At 60.8% G+C, this 23747-nt stretch carries 22 protein-coding genes; 13 read left to right on the forward strand and 9 right to left on the reverse strand.

The window, feature by feature from the left end; genetic code table 11:
* Positions 1-4: 4 nt before the first annotated feature.
* Positions 5-997 carry a ubiquinol oxidase subunit II gene (gene cyoA, locus BTW07_RS03295; RefSeq protein ID WP_341864689.1) on the reverse strand — a complete coding sequence of 331 codons (993 nt, stop codon included), beginning with the start codon at positions 995-997 and terminating at the stop codon, positions 5-7.
* Between the two features lie 466 nt (positions 998-1463).
* On the opposite strand from cyoA, the gene BTW07_RS03300 reads away from it, so the two are divergent.
* From BTW07_RS03300 to yidD, 3 genes are read left to right on the forward strand one after another with little or no spacing between them, the layout of a single operon-like run.
* The gene (locus BTW07_RS03300; RefSeq protein WP_075568890.1) at positions 1464-1907 is read left to right on the forward strand and encodes a transcriptional repressor; all 444 of its coding nucleotides are present in this window, start codon (positions 1464-1466) and stop codon (positions 1905-1907) included.
* Positions 1908-1944: 37 nt separating this feature from the next.
* Positions 1945-2388, forward strand: coding sequence for a phosphoribosyl-AMP cyclohydrolase (hisI, locus tag BTW07_RS03305; protein WP_075568738.1), 444 nt, complete (start codon positions 1945-1947; stop codon positions 2386-2388).
* A 35-nt stretch (positions 2389-2423) separates the two neighbouring features.
* Positions 2424-2678 carry a membrane protein insertion efficiency factor YidD gene (gene yidD, locus BTW07_RS03310; protein ID WP_232823720.1) on the forward strand — a complete coding sequence of 85 codons (255 nt, stop codon included), beginning with the start codon at positions 2424-2426 and terminating at the stop codon, positions 2676-2678.
* Here the strand turns inward: yidD and BTW07_RS03315 are convergent, their stop codons facing one another.
* The gene (locus tag BTW07_RS03315; RefSeq protein WP_075568739.1) at positions 2679-3107 is read right to left on the reverse strand and encodes a SufE family protein; all 429 of its coding nucleotides are present in this window, start codon (positions 3105-3107) and stop codon (positions 2679-2681) included.
* A 208-nt stretch (positions 3108-3315) separates the two neighbouring features.
* Here BTW07_RS03315 and BTW07_RS03320 point away from each other — a divergent pair, with 208 nt between their 5' ends.
* Entirely contained in the window at positions 3316-4287 is a 972-nt protein-coding gene (locus tag BTW07_RS03320) for a DNA-binding protein (RefSeq protein WP_075568740.1), read from the forward strand.
* A 15-nt stretch (positions 4288-4302) separates the two neighbouring features.
* On the opposite strand, the gene BTW07_RS03325 is transcribed toward BTW07_RS03320, so the two are convergent.
* Both BTW07_RS03325 and nfuA read right to left on the reverse strand, forming a co-directional pair.
* On the reverse strand, positions 4303-5271 hold the full coding sequence (locus BTW07_RS03325; RefSeq protein WP_075568892.1) for a TAXI family TRAP transporter solute-binding subunit: 969 nt from the start codon (positions 5269-5271) through the stop codon (positions 4303-4305).
* A gap of 309 nt (positions 5272-5580) precedes the next feature.
* Entirely contained in the window at positions 5581-6168 is a 588-nt protein-coding gene (gene nfuA / locus BTW07_RS03330) for a Fe-S biogenesis protein NfuA (protein ID WP_075568741.1), read from the reverse strand.
* A 258-nt stretch (positions 6169-6426) separates the two neighbouring features.
* Between nfuA and metH the strand changes: the two genes are divergently transcribed.
* From metH to BTW07_RS03345, 3 genes are all read left to right on the forward strand, one after another.
* Positions 6427-10224 carry a methionine synthase gene (gene metH / locus BTW07_RS03335; protein WP_075568742.1) on the forward strand — a complete coding sequence of 1266 codons (3798 nt, stop codon included), beginning with the start codon at positions 6427-6429 and terminating at the stop codon, positions 10222-10224.
* A 117-nt stretch (positions 10225-10341) separates the two neighbouring features.
* Complete coding sequence (locus BTW07_RS03340; RefSeq protein ID WP_075568743.1) at positions 10342-11997, forward strand: nitrite/sulfite reductase; 1656 nt, start codon at positions 10342-10344, stop codon at positions 11995-11997.
* Complete coding sequence (locus BTW07_RS03345) at positions 11987-12523, forward strand: DUF934 domain-containing protein (RefSeq protein WP_075568744.1); 537 nt, start codon at positions 11987-11989, stop codon at positions 12521-12523. The genes BTW07_RS03340 and BTW07_RS03345 overlap by 11 nt, the downstream gene beginning before the upstream one ends.
* Before the next feature lie 92 nt (positions 12524-12615).
* Here the strand turns inward: BTW07_RS03345 and smrA are convergent, their stop codons facing one another.
* Positions 12616-13215: a DNA endonuclease SmrA gene (gene smrA, locus BTW07_RS03350; RefSeq protein WP_075568745.1), complete on the reverse strand. Its 600-nt coding sequence runs from the start codon at positions 13213-13215 to the stop codon at positions 12616-12618.
* A gap of 172 nt (positions 13216-13387) precedes the next feature.
* On the opposite strand from smrA, the gene BTW07_RS03355 reads away from it, so the two are divergent.
* The 6 genes from BTW07_RS03355 (at position 13388) to pdxH (ending at position 17484) form a co-directional block, all read left to right on the forward strand.
* Positions 13388-13816: a gamma-glutamylcyclotransferase family protein gene (locus tag BTW07_RS03355; RefSeq protein ID WP_075568746.1), complete on the forward strand. Its 429-nt coding sequence runs from the start codon at positions 13388-13390 to the stop codon at positions 13814-13816.
* Between the two features lie 112 nt (positions 13817-13928).
* Complete coding sequence (locus tag BTW07_RS03360) at positions 13929-14273, forward strand: arsenate reductase family protein (protein WP_075568747.1); 345 nt, start codon at positions 13929-13931, stop codon at positions 14271-14273.
* A 20-nt stretch (positions 14274-14293) separates the two neighbouring features.
* Positions 14294-14938: an NAD(P)H:quinone oxidoreductase gene (gene wrbA, locus BTW07_RS03365; RefSeq protein ID WP_075568748.1), complete on the forward strand. Its 645-nt coding sequence runs from the start codon at positions 14294-14296 to the stop codon at positions 14936-14938.
* Positions 14935-15321 (forward strand): DUF2069 domain-containing protein, encoded by a 387-nt coding sequence (locus BTW07_RS03370; RefSeq protein ID WP_075568749.1) that lies wholly within the window; start codon positions 14935-14937, stop codon positions 15319-15321. Before wrbA ends, BTW07_RS03370 begins: the two co-directional genes overlap by 4 nt.
* Entirely contained in the window at positions 15318-16574 is a 1257-nt protein-coding gene (locus tag BTW07_RS03375) for a hypothetical protein (protein WP_075568750.1), read from the forward strand. Before BTW07_RS03370 ends, BTW07_RS03375 begins: the two co-directional genes overlap by 4 nt.
* A gap of 259 nt (positions 16575-16833) precedes the next feature.
* Positions 16834-17484, forward strand: coding sequence for a pyridoxamine 5'-phosphate oxidase (gene pdxH / locus BTW07_RS03380; protein ID WP_110641455.1), 651 nt, complete (start codon positions 16834-16836; stop codon positions 17482-17484).
* Between the two features lie 123 nt (positions 17485-17607).
* Here the strand turns inward: pdxH and BTW07_RS03385 are convergent, their stop codons facing one another.
* The 4 genes from BTW07_RS03385 to BTW07_RS03400 form a co-directional block, all read right to left on the reverse strand.
* A complete protein-coding gene (locus BTW07_RS03385) occupies positions 17608-18492 on the reverse strand; it encodes a glycine betaine ABC transporter substrate-binding protein (protein ID WP_075568752.1) in 885 nt (294 codons plus the stop codon).
* Positions 18493-18611: 119 nt separating this feature from the next.
* On the reverse strand, positions 18612-19454 hold the full coding sequence (locus BTW07_RS03390) for an ABC transporter permease (RefSeq protein WP_075568753.1): 843 nt from the start codon (positions 19452-19454) through the stop codon (positions 18612-18614).
* The gene (locus BTW07_RS03395; RefSeq protein WP_075568754.1) at positions 19454-20656 is read right to left on the reverse strand and encodes a quaternary amine ABC transporter ATP-binding protein; all 1203 of its coding nucleotides are present in this window, start codon (positions 20654-20656) and stop codon (positions 19454-19456) included. The genes BTW07_RS03390 and BTW07_RS03395 overlap by 1 nt, the downstream gene beginning before the upstream one ends.
* Before the next feature lie 199 nt (positions 20657-20855).
* Positions 20856-23621 carry a bifunctional acetate--CoA ligase family protein/GNAT family N-acetyltransferase gene (locus BTW07_RS03400; protein ID WP_075568755.1) on the reverse strand — a complete coding sequence of 922 codons (2766 nt, stop codon included), beginning with the start codon at positions 23619-23621 and terminating at the stop codon, positions 20856-20858.
* Positions 23622-23747 lie beyond the last annotated feature (126 nt).

Genomic DNA, 23747 nt, shown 5'->3' on the forward strand with positions numbered 1-23747 from the left:
GACGTTACTCCGCTGCCTGCGCACTCATGGGCATTGAAGACTCCCGTGCTTCGTTGTGCTCGCCATGGCTATCGGTGCCGCCATGACCCGCTTTGTAACTTTTGATCAGGTCGCCGTAGAAATCGGGCGAGACCTGCGAGAAGTACTCCACCGGATTGGCAATCGAGGGCTTCGCGATCTGGTTGTAGTCTTCCGGGAACCTCATGCTCTTGGGAGACTGCTTGACCTTGTTGACCCAGGCCCGAAAATCCTCGTCCGATGTCACGTGCGTATCGAACAGCATTTCCGAGAAACCTTCACCGCTATAGTGGGTCGAACGGCCGCGGAAGTTGCCGATCTCGTTGCCTTCGAGGTAGACATCGTTGTTCATGCCAGCCATGGCGTAAATCTGGCTGCCCAGCGTGGGAATCATGAAGGAATTCATGACGGTACCGGAGGTCACACGGAAGTGAACCGGCGTATCCACGGGGATTGCAACCTCGTTGATGGTAGCAATGCCTTCGTCCGGATAGACGAACAGCCATTTCCAGTCGAGCGAAATCGCATCGATGGTCATGGTTTCCTCTTCACTGGCAATCGGCTTGTGCGGATCGTAGGAGTGCGACGTCTGCCATGTCAGGATGGCAAGGAAGAAGATGATGACGCACGGGATGGCCCAGACGAATATCTCGATGATGTTCGAATGTTCCCAATTGGGCGTGTATTTGGCCGCGAGGTTGGTCCCGCGGTATTTCCACGCAAACAGAATGGTCATCACGATGACCGGGATCACCACGATCAACATCAAGCCAAAAGACGTAATGATCAACGATTTCAGGCCCTGACCCACTTCACCGGTCGGGTCCATCAACGCTGATCCACAGCCACTCAACAATAATGGCGCGGTTAGCCACGTCATCACACTCAAATATTTGAGGGAGTTCCTTTTTCTCATCTCACGACCCCAGTGGAGGAAAGCTTTTCGGCCCTGCATCAATCGGTTAGCGGCCTGCATCATACGCCGCTAGCCAGGACTGACAACTCTGACACGACGCAAAATGACGTATCCAGCATCGGATGTCGCCAACAGAAGTAGGGATTTCGCGGTCGGTATTGTACCGAAAAAATGGCTGACGATCAGACGGTGGCGACAAAGTTCCCGCCAGTGTGGCGATTTGCCGCAGACCGTCGCAGCTCACTCGATGATGCTTCCTCAAGCGTAGCGCAACTCGGTAACGACCCAAGTGGTTTTCGAGATGAACGCCGTCGGGGCGATTCGCAGCATCAGGTCAGATGTGCAGTGATGATCGGGACCGAGCCGCTTCGAGCGACGGCCCCTTAGGTTCGCATAATATATATTATGTTAAATATGCTATCCAGTTACGGATCTCGATCCTTCGCCACGGCCGTTTCCTTCCGTCCGGTGGTTCCAGCCAGCGCGAGCGCGTAGAATATAGCCCTCTCGATACTTGCCGGGAATGTCGATGTTCGATTCCGAAGTGCTACTCAAACAGGCAGATATACAGTGTCAGGAACGCGGCGTCCGCTTTACGCCCATTCGTCGGCGCGTACTGGAAATGATCTCCGGTACGCCGGGCGGTCTCAAGGCCTATGATCTGCTCGATCGCCTATCGGACGAACATGCCGCGGCCAGACCGCCGACGGTCTATCGCGCCCTGGATTTCCTGATCGAGCAAGGTCTGGTTCATCGCATCGAGTCGCTCAATGCTTACATTGCGTGTCCTTGCCCCGAGCACGTTCATCGATTTCAGCTGCTGATCTGTCGTCACTGCGGTCGTGTCGAGGAACTGCATCAGGAAGCCGTCGGTGAAATGCTGGCCGCCACGGCCCGCGAACGCGGATTCACTATCCAGCGTCAGACCATCGAGCTGCTCGGCGCCTGTGATGCCTGCCTCGAAAAAGCCTGATCGCGCCTAGCTCAACCCCAGTACCACGGAAATACTCATGTCCGGTCTTTTCCATGATCTCGAACGATCGCCGACGAACACCCAGGTGGCGCTGGACGAACTGCTTTCGGCCGCCAAATGGAACGATGACGGCCTGATACCGGCCATCGCCCAGCAGCATGACAGCGGCGAAGTATTGATGATGGCCTGGATGAATCGTGCCGCACTGGAAGAGACGCTGTCGACCGGGCGAGTCTGCTACTGGTCCCGCTCGCGCCAGGCGTTCTGGCGCAAAGGCGAAACGTCGGGTCAGCAGCAGCAGCTCGTCGAGGCACGATTCGACTGCGATGGAGATACCCTGCTGTTGCAGGTGGACCAATCGGGCCCTGCCTGCCATACCGGACGTCGCAGCTGCTTTTACCTCAGGTTGAGCACATCGATGGCCGAAATCGACCGGGAGCCGCTGATGTCCGCCGACGAGCTCTACGGCATGAACCGCTGAGATTCGATGTGATCGCCAGGATTGCCACGTGGCTGATGACGGCACTGATTCAATGTTATCGCTACGGGATCAGCCCGCTTCTCGGCCCGCGCTGCCGATTCTGGCCGACCTGTTCCAGCTATGCGCTGGAAGCGATCCAGCTGCATGGGCCTTGGCGTGGCGGTTGGCTTGCCCTTCGTCGACTGCTCAAGTGCCATCCGTTCCACGCCGGTGGTGTCGACCCGGTACCCGAGCCCGATCGGAAAACCTGCCGCTGCCCACCGGGCGGCGGCGACCAACGCCAGGAGTGATCAGTGAAGCTGTTGATTAGCGTGGGCTTCACGAGCGATACCGTAGATGCGCTCGATCATGGCATGCAAACCGTTGCTGCGGGTCGGAGACAGATGCTGATCGAGCCCCAGCTCGGTAAGAAACTGCGGTTCACCCTCGAGAATTTCCCGCGGCTCGCGGTCATCGTAGATACGCATCAAGATGGCGATCAGTCCGCTGACGATGGCGGCATCCGATGTCGCCTGGAAACGTAGCCGCCCCGCTTCTTGCGTGGATCGCAGCCACACGTTCGACTGACAGCCCTCTATCTTGTAAGCCGCCGCCTTGTCCGCTTCCGGATAGTCCGGGAGTTGCCGCCCCATGTCGATGATGTACTGATAACGATCCATCCAGTTATCGAACATCGAGAACTCGTCCCGCAGTTCGGCCTGGGCCTGTCCAATACTCATAGCGCCTCCCTCTTTGAATTCGCTCATTATAGAGCCTGAGCCGGCGTATCCCCATAGCAGGCGAGCTCGAACTTGGGAACTATCGAGCAACGATCAGCCGAAACGATGCTCAAAAATTTTTACGTATACAGTTTACGTAAATCGCCTATGCTGTGTGTCAGGAGCCCCAAGAGCCTCCAGCGACATCAGCAACGCAAGGGAATTCGACATGGCACGAAATGGTATTCGGTACGACGATGTCTGCCGCGCCATCGACACGTTGCAACAACGTGACGAAACGGTCAGCGTTCAGAAGATACGCGAGCTTCTGGGCACCGGTAGCTACACCACGATCAGCGACCATCTACGGGACTGGCGGCTTCGTCAGAACGGAGACTCGGTTCAGTCCATTCCCCGCAATCTCGAGCGCCCCGAGGGTCTCGATAAATGGGTGGCCGATATCTGGGACAAGGCGCAACAGGCCGCCTACGAAAAGTTGGCCGTCTATCGGCAGGAGGCAGACGAACAGATTCGCGAAGCGGACGACGTCAGCCACCAGGCGCAGCGCCAGTGTGAAAATGCAGAGCAGCGACTGCAGGCGCTCAACGACCACATGCTTCGTGTTCAGGAGCGCTTCGAGAACAAGACGACCGAAGCCGCCCACCTTCAGGCCGAACTGCAGTCGCTGCAGTCTGCACAGAGTCAGCAGCAAAAACGAATCCTTCAGCTCGAGCAGACCCTCCAACGCCATCAATCCAGCCTGGAACAGGCCGAGAAACAGCACCGCGATGCCATGGCCAAGCAGCATCAAGCCAATCAGGCCAAGCTCGCTCAGGAAGAGAAACGGCATGAATCCGCCGAGACGCGCCTCATGGGGTTGCTGGAAGACGCCCGCCAGGAGCGATTGAAGCAGGAAAAGCAGTACGAGCAGCGTCTGGCTTCGCTGGATCAGCGCTGTGAGCGCCTGCAACAGGACCTCTCCGAGCAGCGCCGCCAGTACGGCCAGCTTCAGGAGTCATTGCGCGCTGACAAGGTGCATATGGAGCAGGCCGAAAGCGAGAAGCGCGTGAGCGACGACCGGGTCAAATCGATGCAGCAGGAGCGACAGCGTCTGGAGAGCGAACTCAAGAACCTGCGAGCCGCCAATCGTGAACTGCACGACCGATTGTCTCGTGCGTCGTTGCCGCCCACGGCGAGCTAGCCAACGCCAAGCGGATCAATCACTGCTACCGGGCAGCAATCCGATTTCCTGATAATAGCGCCGCGCGCCGTCATGTAGCGGCGCCGTCAGCCCCTCCCGGACCATGCCCTCCGGGGTCAGTGCCGCCAGAGAGGGATGTGACTGGCGGAAGGCATCCAGATGGCCAAACACGGCTTTGACCAGTTGATAGACGCGCTCTTCGTCGACATCCGCACGGGCCATCAAGGTGGCCCGGACGCCAAAGGTCATGACGTCATCGGGTGTGTGGGGATAAGTGCCGCCGGGAATCACGGTGACGCTGTAGTAGGGCGCCCTATCGATCAGGGTATCGATATCCTCGCTCGCGACGCCGACCAGGTGAGCCCCGCAACGTCGGGTCGCTTCGGTGATCGCCTGCGACGGGTGGCCAACCACGTAGAAGAAAGCATCCAGCTTGCCGCTGCACATCACTCGGGTCATGTCTTCAGGCTTCAGTTCACTCGCCAGAGCAAACATCCCTTCCGTCTCGCCTTTCACCGCCAGTAGCGCGTTGAGCGTGGCGCGGTGGCCAGAGCCTGGATTGCCGACATTGACACGCCTGCCCGACAGATCGTCGAACACCTGGACATCTGGCGGCTTGGCGACGATGGTGAAGGCCTCTGCATGCAGCGAAAATAGCGCCCGCAAATCGGGGCTGGGGCCGCTATCGTAGAATTCGGCCGTGCCCTGAGAGACGGCATACTGAATGTCAGACTGGACGATGCCGAAGTCGAGATCGCCGTTGCGAATGCTATTGGCATTGTACAGCGAGCCACCCGTCGGTAGCGCCTGGCATGTGGCACCGGTCCCCTGCCGATAGAGCTCGCAGATGGCCTGCCCCACTGTCAAATAGACGCCGGAGGTGCCTCCGGTGCCGATTACCACCGGCGTCTCTGCCCAGGCGGGCGCGCACCAGAGCGTAATGACGACGGCGATGGAATGACGGCAAGCCCACCGGGTACGCATGAAACGCATTCGCTCATCTCCGCTGCCACAATCTGGTCAATGATTTGAACCCCGAGATCAACCAGAGTATCGGCAACGCCGGGTGCGGCTGAAATACGAATGTCATCGAGCCAGGCTGAAACCCGGCGAGAGCCGCCAAAGGGCACTCACTGGAGCACCCTCTCGTCCAGTGATTGCCCATGACGCTTCCATCAGCCTCATCATGACTTTCCGAGCCATGGGCTCAGTGTGCCGACCCAGTGGAAAGGCCTGGGTGAAAGAACCTCGATGGAGAGGCTTCAGTAGAAAGACCTGGTAGACCTGATAGACCTAGTAGTAGGCATTGGTGGTGTCGGTATGGTCGGTCACGTCGCGAATCCCGGCCAGCTCGGGAATCCGCTCCATGAGCGTCTTCTCCACCCCCTCCTTGAGGGTAAGATCGACCGCCGCACAGCCCTGGCACCCGCCACCGAACTGCAGCACCGCGACCTGTTCTTCGGTCATCTGGATCAACCGGATCTCGCCGCCGTGTGACGCCAGCCCCGGGTTGATCTCGCTGTAGAGGATGTAATTGACGCGATCCTCGAGAGGGCTGTCGGCATTGACCTTCGGCATCTTGGCATTGGGGGCCTTGATGGTGAGCTGCCCGCCCATGCGATCGGCGTTGAAATCGACGACGGCTTCTTCCAGAAACGGCAGGCTGTTCTTGTCGAGATAGACGCTGAACTTCTCCAGCTCGACCCGCTCGTCGCTCGGCTCTTCCTCGCCTGGACGGCAATAGGCCAGACAGGTCTCGGCATAGGGTGTGCCGGGCTGCGTGATGAAGACACGCACGGCGATGTCATCCACGCCCTGCTTGGCCAGCAATTCGGCCAGATATTCCTGGCCGCTCTCGGTAATCTGAATCGGTTGGCTCATGACTGGGAACTCTGCTTGAGATTTAGCGTTATGGTAGGAAAAAGCGCGCAGCAAAACAATCCCGAGTGATTTAGTCAGGCTTGTGTCAGAACGGTCGCCAGGCCGTCACTACTGATCGTTGTCACGGCCTTTGCTACAGCCCTTTGCTACACAGCCCCTTGCCAAAGTCCCGCCAATCGTGCCTTTCTGATACCATGCGGCCCCTTGGCGTCTCGGACGGGACGCGATCCGTTCCCCTGCTGTTGGAGAGTCACCGCCATGACTGCCATTACCGCCACTCCCTCGCCCGATGCATTGAGTCAGGCGCTGAGACAGACGCTTGGTGAACGCATCGTGATTCTCGATGGTGGCATGGGCACGATGCTGCAGGATTATCGTCTCGAGGAAGCGGATTTTCGCGGCGCGCGCTTCGCTGACTGGCCCAGTGAACTCAAGGGCAACAACGATCTGCTGACGCTTTCGCGACCGGATATCGTCGAATCCATCCATCGCGCCTACCTGGAAGCTGGCGCCGATATCGTCGAGACCAACACCTTCAACAGCACCCGGCTGTCGCAGTCGGACTACGGCATGGAATCGCTGACGGCGGAGCTCAATCGCGAGGCGGCCCGCCTGGCACGGGAAGTGTGCGACGCCGTGGCCTCGGAAACCGGCGTTCCACGCTTTGTCGCCGGCGTATTGGGCCCGACCTCGCGCACCGCGTCGCTGTCGCCGGACGTCAACGACCCGGCCCGGCGTAACGTCACCTTCGATCAACTGCGTGACAACTACATCGAAGCCGCCACGGCGCTGATCGAAGGCGGCGCCGATCTGATCCTGATCGAGACGATCTTCGATACGCTCAACGCCAAGGCCGCCATCTACGCCCTCGAGGCGCTGTTCGAAACGCGTGGCGAGCGCCTGCCGGTGATGATCTCCGGCACCATCACCGATGCTTCCGGGCGCACGCTCTCCGGCCAGACCACCGAGGCGTTCTGGAACGCCGTGCGTCACGCGCAGCCGTTCTCGGTGGGCCTCAACTGTGCGCTAGGCGCTGAAGAGCTCAGACCCTATCTGCAGGAACTTTCCGCCAAGGCCGACACTTTCGTGTCCGCCCACCCCAATGCGGGCCTGCCCAACGAATTCGGCGAATACGACCAGACCGCCGAGGAAATGGCCGAGATCGTTCGCGAGTTCGCCGCAAGCGGCTTGATCAACGTCATCGGTGGCTGCTGCGGTACCACGCCGGAGCACATAGCAGCCGTCAAGCGCGCCGTCGACGGGGTCGTGCCACGGGCCATCCCCGAGCGCCCCGCCGCCTGCCGACTCTCCGGCCTCGAGCCGTTCAACATCGAGGCGGATTCGCTGTTCGTCAACGTCGGCGAGCGCACCAACGTGACCGGCTCGGCGCGCTTCAAACGCCTGATTCAGGAAGAGGATTACACCACTGCCCTGGAGGTCGCCCTCGAGCAGGTCGAGAACGGCGCCCAGGTGATCGACATCAACATGGACGAAGGCATGCTGGAGTCCGAGGAAGCGATGGTGCGTTTCCTCAACCTGATCGCAGGCGAACCCGATATCGCCCGTGTCCCGATCATGGTCGACTCGTCGAAGTGGTCGATCATCGAGGCCGGCCTCAAGTGCATTCAGGGCAAGGCGATCGTCAATTCGATCTCGCTGAAGGAAGGCGAAGCCGCGTTTCGCCATCAGGCCAACGAGTGCCGACGTCACGGTGCCGCCATCGTGGTGATGGCATTCGACGAGCAGGGTCAGGCCGATACCTTCGCGCGCAAGACCGAAATCTGCCAGCGCGCCTATCGATTGCTGGTCGACGATATCGGATTCCCGGCCGAGGACATCATCTTCGATCCCAATATCTTCGCTATCGCCACCGGGATCGAGGAACACAACAACTACGCTGTCGATTTCATCGAAGCGACCCAGTGGATTCACGAGAACCTGCCCCACGCGATGATTTCGGGTGGGGTTTCCAACGTCTCGTTCTCATTTCGCGGCAATAACGCGGTGCGCGAAGCGATCCATTCGGTGTTCCTCTATCACGCCATCAAGGCAGGCATGTCGATGGGGATCGTCAACGCCGGCCAGCTGGCCGTCTACGATGATCTGCCGACCGAGCTGCGCGAAGCCGTCGAGGATGTCGTGCTCAACCGCCGCGACGACGGCACGGAAAGACTACTGGACGTCGCCGAACGCTATCGTCAGAACGGAGGGGGCGATGGCAGCGGCGCGGCAAAGAAAGAAGATCTCGAATGGCGCAGCTGGGAGGTCAACAAGCGGATCGAGCACGCCCTGGTCAAGGGGATCACCGCTTATATCGAAGCCGATACCGAGGAGGCCCGCGCGGCCGCCGATCGCCCGATCGAGGTGATCGAAGGCCCGCTGATGGATGGCATGAACGTGGTCGGCGACCTGTTCGGTGCCGGCAAGATGTTCCTGCCCCAGGTGGTCAAGTCCGCCCGCGTGATGAAGCAGGCCGTCGCCTACCTCATCCCGTACATCGAGGCGGAAAAGTCCGGCGAGGTGCAGTCCAAGGGCAAGATCGTGATGGCGACGGTCAAGGGCGACGTGCACGATATCGGCAAGAACATCGTCGGCGTGGTGTTGCAGTGCAACAACTACGATGTGATCGACCTTGGCGTGATGGTCCCCACCGAGAAGATCCTCAAGACCGCACGGGAGGAAAACGCCGACATCATCGGCCTGTCCGGCCTGATCACCCCCTCGCTCGACGAGATGGTTCACGTCGCCAAGGAGATGAAGCGTCAAGGCTTCCAGTTGCCGCTGCTGATCGGCGGAGCGACCACCTCGAAGGCCCATACCGCGGTCAAGATCGCACCTCAGTACGATGAACCGGTGATCTACGTCAGCGACGCCTCCCGCGCCGTAGGCGTTGCCAGCCGACTGCTCTCGCCGACGCAGAAGCCGGCCTATTTTGCCGATATCCGGCAGGAGTACGACCAGGTCCGCGAGCGTAACGCCAAGCGTCGCCCCAAGGCTTCCGACCTGCCCTACGCTTCGGCCCGAGAGCGGCGCTTTCAGGTGGACTGGAACCATTTCGAACCGATCAAGCCGATCCAGCCAGGGATCACCGTGTTCGACGATTACGATCTCGACGAGCTCGTCGAGTTCATCGACTGGACGCCCTTCTTCATGACCTGGCAGCTGTCGGGCAAATATCCGCGGATTCTCGAGGATGAGGTGGTCGGCGAAGCCGCTCGCAACCTGTTCCGCGATGCCCAGGTCATGCTGCGCAAGCTGATCGACGAGCGTCACATCCAGGCCCGTGGCGTGATCGGTCTGTGGCCCGCCAACAGCGTCGACGACGATGTCATCGAGGTCTATGCGGACGAGAATCGCGGAACGGTGGTCGAACGGCTTCATCATATTCGACAGCAGAGCACCAAGGGCCGCGACGGCATCTGCCATAGCCTGGCCGACTTCATCGCGCCGCGTTATCGAGAGAACGGAGAGCTCAGCGACAAGCTCGACTGGATCGGCGGATTCGCAGTGACCTCCGGCCACGGCGCCGACGAACTGGCCAAGCGTTACGAAGCCGCCGGTGACGACTACAATGCGATTCTGGTTCAGGCGCTGTCCGATCGTCTGGCGGAAGCCTTTGCCGAACGGTTGCACGAACGCGTGCGCAAGGAGTTCTGGGGATACGTTCCGGAAGAAACACTGGACAATGACGCCCTGATTGCCGAGAAATATCAGGGTATCCGCCCCGCCCCCGGCTATCCGGCGTGTCCGGATCATACCGAGAAGGCCACCCTGTTCCGGCTGCTGGATGCCTCGGCCCATACCGGTATCATCCTGACCGACAGTTTCGCCATGTGGCCGGCGGCAGCGGTGTCGGGCTGGTATTTCGCCCACCCTCAGTCGAAATATTTCTCCACCGGCAAGATCGGCCGCGATCAGGTCGAGGTATTGGCGCGACACAAGGCGATGCCGCTGGCGGAGCTCGAACGGTGGCTGTCCCCCGTGCTCTCCTACGATCCGGATGTCTCCGAAGCAGGTGACGATGAACGGGACCCAAGCTCGGCACTGGCATCGTGATCGCATGGCTGTAATAACGATAAAGCAATAAATTATGAGTATTTATTCTTTTGTAGAATAAAGCGCCCGGGGTAAGGTGCACTCATTGGCAATCCATGACTAGCAGGATCAGGCCCGATGTATCGCTACGATTCTTATGACCAGACGCTCGTCGACGAGCGCGTTGCGCAGTTCCGTGACCAGATGGACCGCTATCTCGCCGGCAAGCTCGGCGAGGAGGAGTTTCGCCCGGTCCGGCTGCAGAATGGTCTCTACATTCAGCGCCATGCGCCGATGCTGCGTATCGCCATCCCCTACGGCATGTTGAGCAGCCATCAGCTACGCGCACTGGCGACCATCACTCGTCGCTACGATCGCGGTTATGGCCACTTCACCACCCGTCAGAACCTGCAGCTCAACTGGCCGGCGCAGGAAGACGTGCCCGATATCCTGGCGGATCTCGCCAAGGTGCAGATGCACGCGATCCAGACCAGCGGCAACTGCATCCGCAATACCACCAGCGACCAGTTCGCGGGTATTGCCAAGGATGAAGTGGTCGATCCACGCCCCTGGTGCGAGCTGATTCGTCAATGGTCCACGCTGCACCCTGAATTTGCCTATCTGCCGCGCAAGTTCAAGATTGCAGTCACCGGCGCCACCCATGACCGCGCTGCGATCCACGTTCACGACATCGGCCTTCGGCTGTTTTTGAACGACGACGGCGAGCTTCGCTTCCGCGTCCTCGCCGGCGGCGGCATGGGCCGCACGCCGATGATCGGCGAGGTGGTACGCGCCGATCTGCCCTGGCAGCATCTGCTGACCTATCTGGAAGCCATCGTTCGCGTCTACAACCAGTTCGGTCGTCGCGACAACAAGTTCAAGGCGCGGATCAAGATTCTGGTCAAGGCGCTGGGTGTCGAGGAGTTCGCCCGTCGCGTCGAAGCCGAATGGGCCCATCTCAAGGATGGTCCGCAGACGTTGAACGAAGGCGCGGTGGACGAAGCCAAGACCCACTTCCCCGAGCCCGAGCGCCGCCCGGTAGCGGAGTCGGCGATCGTTGCGTTTGATCAGCTGCGACAGAACAACCGAGCCTTCGCGCGATTCGTGACCAACAACGTCATGGATCACAAGGTGCCGGGTTACAAGGCGGTCACCCTGTCGTTGAAACGTCGCGAAGCGGCGCCGGGCGATATTACGGCAGACCAGATGGACGCCGTGGCCGATCTTGCCGAGACCTTCGGCTTCGGCGAACTCCGCGTTACGCATGAACAGAACCTCGTTCTGTCCGACGTCCCCGTCGACGACCTCGAAACGCTATGGCAGAAACTCGACGCGCTGGGCATGGCCAATCCCACCGTGGGCACGCTCAACGATATCATCTGCTGCCCCGGCGGTGATTTCTGCTCGCTGGCCAATGCTGTCTCGATCCCCATTGCCCAGGCGATTCAGGAGCGCTTCGAGGATCTCGATTTTCTCTACGACCTCGGCCCGATCGACCTGAACATCTCCGGCTGCATGAACGCCTGCGGTCATCACCATGTCGGTAACATCGGTATCCTCGGTGTCGACAAGAAAGGCGAGGAGTACTACCAGATCTCGCTCGGCGGCAATGCCGACGACGATGTCTCGCTGGGCAAGATCCTGGGCCCTTCCTTCTACCGCGAAGACGTTCCCGGCGTCATCGACAAGGTCCTGCAGGTTTACGTCGAGAAGCGTCTGGATGAAGAGCGTTTCCTCGATACCTACCGCCGTGTCGGCCACCAGGTTTTCAAGGAGCGTGTCTATGCAGCCTGAACAGGAACTTCAAGAGACTCAGGAAGCCGCCGTGGCCACGACGAGCGTATTGATCAAGCTGGGCCAGCAAGTGACCGATACCTGGGTGCTGTCGCGGGAAGAGGAGACCCTGCCGTCGACGCGTCCGGCCATCGTCCCGTTGGCGCTTTGGCAACAGCATGCGGATCAGGACGACCTGGCCCCGTGGCTGCCGAGCGACACCGAGCTGACACCGGAACTGGTCGCTGAGCTGGAACAGACGGCACTGGTGGCGATCGATTTCCCCGCCTTCACCGATGGCCGTGGTTATACGCTGGCAAGACTGCTGCGGGAGCGTTTCGGATACGCCGGCGAAGTGCGCGCCATCGGCGATGTGCTGATCGATCAGCTCTACTACATGAGCCGCTGTGGCTTCGACGCGATGGCACTGCGCGCGGACCAGGAGCTCGAACCCGCCCTGAATGCACTGAAAGCGTTCAGCGTCAGCTATCAGCCAGCCGTGGACCTCGACGAGCCGCTGTTCGCTCGCCGCCTTCGGGAGCGGTAAGCCAATCGCGACGGCGCATGCTTGCAAACCATGACCCCGGCTTCGGCCGGGGTCATTGCATCGCACGGTTCCTCCGTCAATCGTCGGCCTTTTCAGCCACGGCGTTTCTGCTGGCGCTCGCGATTGCGAGATCTTGCTCGTTCGGACTTGCGCAACATCACGAAGGTCGCCCCGATGCTGCCCTGTCGAGCCGGTGCCGAGCTGAACGCCTGAACCGGCTCGAGCTGCTGGAGCCAATGACTCAGATAGGAACGCACGATATTGGAGTGCCCATCGTCCTCGCGGGAGCGCCCGTGAACGATGAGGACGCTGCGTAGATCGTGCTCGTAGGCATCGCGCACGAAACCGAATACGGCGCGGCGACACTCGATCACCGGCATGCGCATGATGTGCAGACGTGCCTCGGCATCGTAACCGCCGTGGCGCAATCGCTCGAGCACGCCGAGCTGAATGCCGTCCCGGCGAAACTCGATCGGATCGTGCGCGCCAATCAGATCGACGAACTCATCCGAGAGGAAATCGCGTTCGTCACGGCTGGTTTGCTGGGCGCTCTCGCGGCGTGCCAACTGAGCATCGGAGGGTGACGTCTGATTCCGGGCCAGCGCGATCTTGTCCCGGCTCTTCGTAAGAGGTTGCACATCGTTACCCAAGGCTTCGCGGAATGCCTGGTAGTCGTCGGCGGCGTAACTCATGATGGCGTTCCTCCGGCAATAACGTCGTTAGCGCTTCGACTTCAAATGCTAGCATGGGGTTCAAGACCGTATTCAACGGCGTGTCGTCCATCCCGACAACATAACGCACCGAGCCCCGGTGCAGGCTGTTCTGACAGTCTCTCGACCTAATCCACGTAGATCAGGATTGTTCATGATACGACGTCTTTTCAAGTGGCTGGCCGTGTTGTCGATCGCGGGTATCGCCATCGCCGCCGGCGGCTTCTGGTACACCTTCATGAGTCCCTATGGTTACCACCCCGCGGAGCCGGCGATCATCGACGAGCGGATCCCGGAGCAGGACGTCTTCGTCTACGGCACGTTGCGCTACGACTGGCTGCGCTGGATCATCATGGGTACACCGGCCGAGACGCGCGAGGCAACGCTCAAGGGTTATCGACGTCAGGATCTCGATATCCAGCCACAAGCGGGCGCCGAGGTGACGGGTGAAGTTCTCACCGTCACTCCCGATGCCCTGAAGGCTCTGGACCGCTATGAACGTCTCGGGGTCCGCTACACGCGCGAAAGCGTCAAGCTCGAGAACGGTGATACCGCCTGGGTCTACAAGCGCTTGCCGGAATGAGCTCGAGCAGGCGTACCCGGGGCGATAATTGAGGCCACCTCGTAACAACCGCTACAATGCGGGCCTGCCCTGCCGAAACCGCCGTACCGCCATAGAAGGTTCTGCCATACCGATGCCAACGCTCACGCTGTACCACAATCCTCGCTGTTCCAAGTCACGTGAGGCTTTGACCCTGCTGGAGTCTCGAGGCGTCGAGGTCATCGAACATCGCTATCTCACCGATCCGCTGACGCGTGAGCAACTGGAAGGCCTGGCCGGCCGTCTCGGCGACGATGCCGATCAAATGTTGCGGCGCGAAGAAACCGAGTGGCAAGCCCGAGGGATCGCCGAGCCGACGCGTGCGCAACTCATCGATGCCATCGTCGAGCATCCGCGGCTGATGCAGCGACCGATTGCCGACGACGGCGACTATGCCGTTATCGGCCGTCCGCCGCAGGCCGTTCTTCAACTGATCTAAAGCGCCTTCGAGGAAACTCCATGATCGATCACACGACGTCCAGCGGGCCCACCGCGCCCTACGTTCTTGTCCTCTACTACTCGCGGCAAGGGGCGACAAAGACACTGGCTGAGCAGCTGGCCAACGGCATCGAGAGCGTTTCCGGCGTTGAAGCGAGGCTGCGTACCGTGCCGGCGGTTTCCCCGGTCTGCGAGGCGACCGCGCCGGAAGTCCCCGCGGAAGGCGCTATTTACGTCGACGAGGACGATCTACGACACTGTTCAGGCCTGGCATTGGGCAGTCCGACCCGATTCGGCAACATGGCCGCCCCGCTCAAGTACTTTCTCGATACCACCAGTGGGCTGTGGATGAACGGCGCGCTCGTCGATCGACCCGCAACCGCGTTCACGTCGACGGCCAGTCTCCATGGCGGCCAGGAAAGCACCCTGCTGACCATGCTGATCCCGCTGCTGCATCACGGCATGGTCTATGCTGGCGTACCCTACAGCCAGACGACGCTGTTGAGCACCCGGAGCGGTGGTACGCCTTACGGCACCAGCCATCTGGCCGGGCCCAATGCGGACCGAGAGGTCGATGCCGATGAGCGCAGGCTGGCGGTTGCACAGGGTCGCCGCCTGGCCGAACTCTCGCTGGCACTGAAGTCGATGCGGGATGCGCGCTCATGAGCGAGGCATCTCCTCGACAGCAGGACACTGCGGCACTCGACGTCGCCCGCCGTTCGGTCTGGATCGCCTACGCGACACTGCTGGCGCTGCTGGTGATCAGCGGTATCTGGCATTACCTGCAGCAGCATGCCCAGGCCGCCGCGCTACTGGTGAGGATCCTGCCGCTGGTGCTGTTCTTGCCGACGTTGCTGATGCAACGCCGTCGCGGCCATGTCTGGCTGACGGCGCTGGGCGTGCTCTATGTCATTCAGGGCATCCTGATCATCGCCAAGGGCGGCGGATCAGTGCTGGTGATCGCCGAAATACTGGCGGCTAGTGCATTGGCAATCATGGCCTATCGTTACGTTCGCTTGCGCGGCCGGCTCGATCGCGCCGGCGCATGAGGCTTTCTTCCATCCTGATCCTGGCTATGCTGACCCTCAGCGTGGCCTGCAACCTGATCGGCTGGCCGATCTGGCCGGCGGCGATACTGGCCTGGCTGGCAACGTTACGACTTTTCCGAACGCTGCCACGAACCGCGCGGCGGCAGGCCGGAACGCTATTTGCCGCCGGCCTGCTGCTATGGGGAGTCGCGCTGATTCGCGGAACCCCCTATCCCCTGCTGAACGCGCTGACCATCAACCAGTCGCTGCTGATGATGTTCGCCGGGGTCAGCTTTCTGACCATGGCCACACCCAGAGTCAGCAGCGACCACCAGCAGCCGGGGAGCATGGTCGGTACCATGCTGGGGGCGCATCTGTTCGGCGCGGCCATCAATCTTTCCGTGGTCTTTCTGTTCGGCGAACGCATGCAGCGTGACGGAAAACTGACGCGGTCGCAGGCGCTCATCGTCGGGCGTGGATTCACCGCCGCCGCGGCCTGGTCGCCGTTTTTCGTTGCGATGGGCGTGGCTCTGACCTACGCACCGGGGCTCGACTACTTGAGCCTGTTGCCCTGGGGACTTCTGGCGGCCGCGCTGCTTCTGATCCTCAACTGGATCGATGTCTGGCGATTGAAGGCCCCGTTCATCGGCTATCCCATCGAGAAAAGCGCACTACTAATGCCCTGCGCGCTGGCAGTCGTGGTGGTCACGCTGCATCTGCTCTCGCCGAGTCTTTCCATTCCACTGATCATCGCCATCGTTGCCCCGCTGTTCTCGTTCCTCCTGATGCCACGCGACAATCGGCGCGAGCGAATGCACCACCAGTTCACCCACGGATTGCAGCGCCTGGCGCCTCAATTCGCGCTGTTTTTGGGCGCTGGCGTCATCTCTACCGGACTGGCGGCGCTGCTGGCCAGTCTCCCCGACGGACTCGATTTGCCGATCGATCATTTCGGCCACTGGCATGCCTGGTTCGCGCTCGGCCTGATCGTGGTTATCTCCTTTACCGGTATCCATCCGCTGATCGGCATTGCCACGCTGGCGCCGCTGATCGCCCCGCTGCATCCTGACCCTACCCTGCTCGGCATGCTGTTCCTGATGTGCTGGGCGCTGGGAACCGGCAGCAGTCCGCTGTCCGGCAGCAATCTGGCCATCTGCGTGCGCTATCAGATTGCCGTTCGAGACATGCTGCGCTGGAATCTGCCCTACGCCGTTCTCGGCTGGGGCTGTTGCGGCGTCGTACTGGCGCTTCACGCCGCGCTAGGCTTTGTCTGAAAAGTCGACGAGCGAGGGTAAGACCGGGGCGCGTAGCCAAGGCAAAAATCGGCGCAGACGGACCGGGCTGGCGTACCAGTTTACGGGGTGTCAATGAGCATCTTGATCGGACTGGCGCACCAGCCGTTTTTTAACGCCGCATGGGCAAGCACGGTATTTTTCAGACATAGCCTAGCCTAATGGTTGAGACACAAAGGCACCCTCAATCAGAGGCTCGGGTTACACTGGCCTTCATTCACAGCGTCCGCACGGAGAACCACTGATGAGCGACCTCGCCGGTATGCGACGAGACTACGAGGGCGAAGCTCTGGCGCCGGAACATACGCCCGATACGCCACTTTCCCTGTTCGAAGCGTGGCTGGAACAGGCCACCGAGAGCGAAGGGCTGGATGCCAACGCCATGACCCTGGCAACGGTCGATAGCGAAGGACACCCTCACGCACGCATCGTGCTGTTGAAGGGATTCGACTCGCAGGGCTTTCGCTTCTACACCAACTATCAGAGTCAGAAAGGCAATGAGCTGGCCCACGTCCCCAGTGCGGCTCTGGTGTTCTGGTGGCCGGCGCTCCAGCGCCAGGTTCGCGTCGAAGGCAACGTCGAGAGGGTCGACGCCCAGCAGTCGGACGATTACTTCGCCGGCCGCCCGCGCAAGAGCCAGCTAGCCGCCTGGGTTTCGCAGCAAAGCGTCGAAATACCCAACCGTGACTGGATGAGAGAACGCCTGTCGCGTTTCGAACAGGTCTACAAGGATCAGGACGTGGAGAGACCGCCACATTGGGGCGGCTATCTTCTGGTGCCCCACACGATCGAATTCTGGCAGGGACAGCGTAGCCGGCTGCACGATCGCGTGCGCTACACGCGCCGAGACAGCCAGGCAACGGAGTGGCATCGCACCCGCCTGGCGCCCTGACTCAGGACGAGTGCCGCCTAACGGCTAACTTGCGTGATCGCTGAACGCAGAGACGCCCGGCCATGAGACCGGGCGTTCTTTTCACGACACATGAAATGTGGTCGACGGTCGATATCCGCTTCGTTACTCGGCGGTACCGTCGGTCCATTCGGCGACGACGTCGGGATGCTCGTCGACCCATTTCTTGGCATTTTCGTAGGGATCCGAACCCTCTTCCTGGTTCATGAGCATGACTTCGCCCATCTGATCCGGCGTCCAGTGGAAGTTATCCAGGATCGCGTAGGCCTGCGGCATCTTGTCTTCGAGCCCTTTGTGCACGACGGTGCTGATATGCTCGGAGTCTCCATAGGCTTTCTTCGGGTCGTCGAGATACTTGAGATCCCAACGCGCGAACATCCAGTGCGGCGTCCAGCCGGTCACCACGATGTCTTCCTTGTTCTTGACCGCGTTGGCCAGCGCGGAAGTCATTGCGGCGCCACTGCTCGACTGCAGTTGCAGATTGTCGATACCGTAGGCGTCGATAGCGTCTTCGGTCTGCGCCATCAGCCCGGCACCCGGATCGATACCCACGATTTTGCCATCGAATTCATCGGCATGGTCATTTAACTGATCGATCGAGTCGATATCGGTATAAGCCGGTACCACCAGCCCGAGCTTGGTCCCTTCCAGGTTGGGGCCGAGGTCTTCGACATCGTCCTGCACCTGCTTGAGATAATCGCCGTGTGTCGTCGGCAGCCACGCAGCGACCATGGCGTCGGCATCGCCGGTACCCACGGCCTGCCACATGACGGCAGCACCCAGCGAATTCATTTCGACGTCATAACCCTGCTCTTCGAGCACGGCGCGAATCACGTTGGTGGAAGCGACTTCAGAAGCCCATTCGACGTAGGCGAGCTTGATGGTTCCCTTGTCATCCTGCGCCTGCGCGACACCGGCGCTCATGCTGACGCCGGCTGCCATCATCAAGGCACCGTAGCGAACGGCTTGTGACATTGCATTACGTGTCATCGACTTTCCCCTTCTTGTGGTTTGCGTACCGCCAGTCATGCTGCCGGCGAACCGCCGACAGCATTGGACTCTGTCTTGTTTCTCTTTCGTTTCTCATTCTCTTCCGATGCTGTCTCGGTCTACTGCTTTTTCTTGCCGCCGCTGAGAGACTGCGTCAGGCGATCCAGCAGCATCGCCATGATGACGACCGCGATACCGGCCTCGAAGCCCTCGCCGGGACGCAAACGCTGGATGGCGCGCCACACTTCGCTACCCAGACCGTTGGCGCCGATCATCGCCGCGATCACCACCATCGACAGTGCCAGCATGATGGTCTGGTTGATACCGCCCATCAGCGTCGGCAGGGACAGCGGCAGCTGGACCTTGATCAGCTTCTGGCTGCGCGTGGAACCGTATGCGTCCGCGGCCTCGATCAAATCTTTCGGCACCTGCCGAATCCCCAGCGTGGTGAAACGGATGGCCGGGGGCATCGAGAAGATCACCGTGGCGAAAATGCCGGACACCGAACCGATGCCGAAAAAAGGAATCGCCGGGATCAGGTAGACGAATGCCGGCATCGTCTGCATGAAATCGAGTATCGGCATGATCACCCGGTAGAAGCGATCGGATATCGCGGCCAGGATGCCCAGCGGCAGCGCGATCACGATGGCGATCAGTGTTGCGATGACCACCAGCGTCAGCGTCTGGATCATCGGATTCCAGAGCCCGAGGTTCCAGATCAGAGCCAGACCGAGCAAGGCGCCAATGGCCAGGCGACGGCCGCCGACTCTCCAGCACAGCAGCGTCACGAGCGCGATCAGCGCCCACTCCGGGACCCACATCAACCCGTCGTTGAGCAAGTTGATACCGGTCTGCGTACCGCGGGAAATGGCTCGAGTGACACCGGAAAACTCGGTGGTCAGAAAATCCAGTCCGCTTTCGATCCAGTCGCCCAGCGGAATTCTTGGAATATCGAAGTCCATCAGTGTTCTCCCGTCTGCGCGAGTTGTTCGAGTACGGCACCCTTGACGACCACGCCGAGCAGCCGCTGTTCGTCATCGATGACCGCAACGGGGAAACTCTTGCCCTGGAACATGGGATACAGCGTTGCCAGCGATTCGTCCGGACCGATATGCGGGAAATCCGTCGACACGATCTCCTGAATCGAATCCTTGCCGGCCTTGGCCGCTTCGTCGACGCTATCGGCCTCGACGATCCCCAGCAGCTTGCGCTCGCGATCGACGACGTAGATCGAATCCAGCGAATTCTCGCTCATCTTGCGCAGTACGGTGCGCGGGCCGTCGTCGTGACGGGCCGTGGCGCGAACCGGGCGCATCACGCGTCGCGCCGTGACCACTCGCGAGCGGTCGACGCCTTCGGTGAAGCGCGCCACGTAGTCATCGGCAGGCCGGGTCAGCACCTCTTCCGGCGTGCCGATCTGCACGATCTCGCCATCCCGCAGCAGAATGATGCGGTCGCCGATATTGAGCGCTTCGTCGAGATCATGGGTGATGAAGATCGTGGTCTTCTTCATTCTGTGCTGCAGCTCGATCAGCTCCTGCTGCATGTCCCGACGAATCAGCGGATCGAGCGCCGAGAAGGCTTCGTCCATCAGCAGCACGCTGGAATCGTTGGCCAGGGCGCGCGCCAGGCCAACACGCTGCTGCATGCCGCCGGAGAGCTGGCTGGGATAGGCATGCTCCCACCCCTCGAGGCCCACCTGCTTGAGCGAATTCTTGGCTTTTTCGGCACGCTCGCCCTTGGCGATGCCGCGGATCTCGAGCCCGTACTCGGCGTTCATCTGCACCGTGCGATGCGGGAACAGCGCGAAGTTCTGAAACACCATCGAGAAATGGCGCCGACGACAATGCAGCAGCGCCTTGTCGTTGAGCTGGGGGATGTTCTCCCCGCCGATGATGATATCGCCTTCGGTCGGTTCGATCAGTCGGTTCAGGCACCGAATCAACGTCGACTTGCCGGAGCCGGAGAGCCCCATGATGACGAGAAGCTCGCCTTCCCGGACGTCGAAGTTGATATTGGAAAGCCCGAGCGTCTGCCCGGTCTTCTCGAGGATCTGGGCGCGGTTGAGCCCCTCGTCACGTAGCTTGAGCGCTTTCTTGGGATCGTCGCCGAACACCTTGCTCAAGTTCCGCACTTGAATCTTGGTTTGCTGTGTATCGGTCATGTCAGGCCTAGGTTGGCAAAGCAGAAGAAGTTCTTAACGCCGCCGTTAAGACGCGTGTCGAACGGTATCTGTTAGTGTTGTTAGGTTTCGTATCATACGGTTTTATCAATAACCCTTCAAACGACAATATCCTATAATTGAATGAGCGTTCAATTGCCGCTGGTCATCGCGCTTATCCGCCGCTTGCGCCCTTCTCATCTCAATCCAGTGCCGCCTCCAGGCGGTGTCGCTGCCAATCGCTCTGCGGTTCATTCAATCGCAACGTGGCTTCCAGTACCCCCTCCTCGACATTGACGCGCAGCGCGAACCCGAGACCGGCCAACAGCCGCCGCATCGGCAGGTTGTCGCTCAGGATCGTGCCTACCATGGTCAGCGTTCCTACCTGCCGGCTGTAGTCGATCATTTTTCGCATCAAAAGCCGCCCCAGACCGATACCGTGAAAGTCATCGCGGATGATGATCGAGAACTCGGTACGAATATTGTCCGGATCGTTCCAGACCCGGACCACGCCCAGCATCTCCTCGTCGGCCGTCTGGTCCCTGGCGATGGCCTGTTCTCGATGACGAACGGCGATGAACGCCATCTGGCGGTCGTAGTTGATCTGACTCAACTGGGCCAGATCCCGGGTCGACAGCACGGCCTTGTGATGAAAATAGCGATAGCGGATGCTCTGCTCGGATAGAAACGTATGGAAATGAGTGATCAACGGCGCGTCTTCACCGCGGATCGGGCGGATCTCGACGTCCATTCCTGCCAGCACCAGCGTCTCGCGCAACTGCTCCGGGTACGGCATGATCGCCTGCGTCGACGACGCCCCCAGATCCAGCGCAAAATCGACCGCCATCAAGCCTTCACGATTGAGCAGTAGCGGGTTGATCTCGAGCCCGTTGAGCCGCGGCAGATCCGAAGCCATCTGAGACAGCTTGACCAGCAGGCGAGCCACCCAGGCGACCGCCTGGGGCGGATCTTCACTATGCTCACGAATCAGTCGGCCAGCGCGCGTGCGATCGATCAACTCCTGCGCCAGACGCAGGTTGAGCGGCGGCAGCGCCGTCTGGCGATCCGCCATCACGTCGATCTTGTATCCGCCGGTGCCGAACACGATGACCGGGCCGAACTCCGCATCCCGGGTGATACCGGCGCACAGCTGCAGCGACCCTTTGCCACGCTGCATCGTCTGCAGGCAGTAACTGTAGATCGGGCTCTTCGGCAGCGTGTCGCTGATCCGCGTTTCCAGACGCACGACGGCATCCACGACGCTGCCGGGCTGCTCCAGATCCTGGATCAACGAGGCCGCCTGCCGACGCGATTCGCCGTCATAACGGAACGGTTCGCAGTTATCCCGATGCACGATCTTGATCGCCCACGGGCCTTGCAGTCTTTCGGTCGCGCGCTCCGCCTGTTCCAGGTCGAACACGTATTCGCTGGGGGCGCATTCGATGCCATAGGCGTCCAGCACGTTGCCGGTTTCCTGGTGGGTCAGCCGATCCCGTTGACGCGCCAGCGCATCATCGATGAGCGCATGACAGCGCTGACGCCGCTCGGCGCTCGCATCGAGGGGAAGCGATGGCGGCGTCTCCTGAAGCAGATGCTGCACTTGGCGATAACGCACCAGGTGCAGAAACGCCCTCACCGCCTTTTCCGGAGAGACGTAGCTGGGAATACCGGCGCGGTTGCAGGCGGCACGCGCGTCCAACGCCTCCTTCAATCCCATCCAGCTCACCAGCAGGCGGTGCCGAAACCGTTGGCGCGCCTCGATCAGGGCGTTGGCCGTTGCCAACGACGGTGCCAGCCGCGTCGGCGCGTGCAGTACCAGAACTGCATCGACGTTGGGATCACGGGTCACGATCGCCAGCGCATCCAGATAGTCCTCCGGTGTGGCGCTGCCACCCAGATCGACCGGATTGCGCCCCGGCCGGCTGATATCCAGCTTCTGTTCTATCAGGGCCTCGGCGGATGCCTTACCGAGCTCGGCCAACAGACCGCCACCGTCGATCAACTTGTCGATGGCCAGCAGCGCCGGCCCCACGCCATTGGAGACGATCGCCAGACGATCGCCTTTCGGCGGCTTGAACCGCGAAAGCGTTTCCAGGGCGTCGAACAGCTCGTCGGAATCACTGACCCGCACCACTCCGGCGCGGGCCAACGCGGCGTCGACGATGGCGTCCCGTCGATCGATACCGGCAGTCGGCGGCACGGGGCTCAATGTCGCCTCCGCGGTACGCCCGCTCTTGATGGCGAGCACCAGGCGATTGCGCGACGACTCTCGCAGGGCCGTCATGAAATGGCGCGCATTCTGAAACGACTCCAGATGTAGCAACAGCGCGCGACAGCGAGCGGATTGGTTCAGGTAGTCGATCACATCCGGCAATTGAACGTCGAGGCTGTCTCCAAGCGTCACGAGATGGGAAAAACCAATCTCGCGACCCGCGGCCCAGTCGATCATCGCATTGCCCAGCATGCCTGACTGGCCCAGATAGGCGACGCTCCCGTCGCGGATCGGCTGACTGGCGTAGGTTGCGTTGAGCTTGACGAAGGGAACGGCGACGCCCAGACACTCCGGCCCCAGTACCCGCATGCCAGAGTGCAACGCCGCCCGCTGCAGCCGCGCGCGCAGCGACCTGCCCGAGGTCGAGTCAGCGCTCAGCGAGGCCCCGCCGGAAACGATCAAGGCGGCCCTGACCTCCCTGGCGCCAAGCCGCTCCAGCACCTCGGGTACGCCGCTCAAGGGCGAGCAGACGACGGCCAGATCCGGCGTTTCGGGAAGATCGGCAATACGTCGAAAGCACGCCACGCCATGCACCTCCTTGTAGCCCCGCGGGTTGACCGCCCATATCGGACCGGGGAACCCGGCTTGAAGCAGGTTCTGAAGGACGACTCCCCCGGTCGATTCGGGTTTGGGGGAGGCTCCGATCACTACCAGTGACCGCGGAGCGAAAAATCGGCGCAGGAATTGCGTGGCCACGCTGGACCTCACGAGGTCGGCTATGAGGGTTTCAACCCTACACGGTCAGGCCGACAAGGTTTAGCCAATAGACTAAAGTCGATGCCTGATGGTGTGACGCGGCGCTTCACTCTCGCTCAGAATGAA

This window comes from Salinicola socius (genome assembly GCF_001937195.1).
Lineage (GTDB): Bacteria > Pseudomonadota > Gammaproteobacteria > Pseudomonadales > Halomonadaceae > Salinicola > Salinicola socius.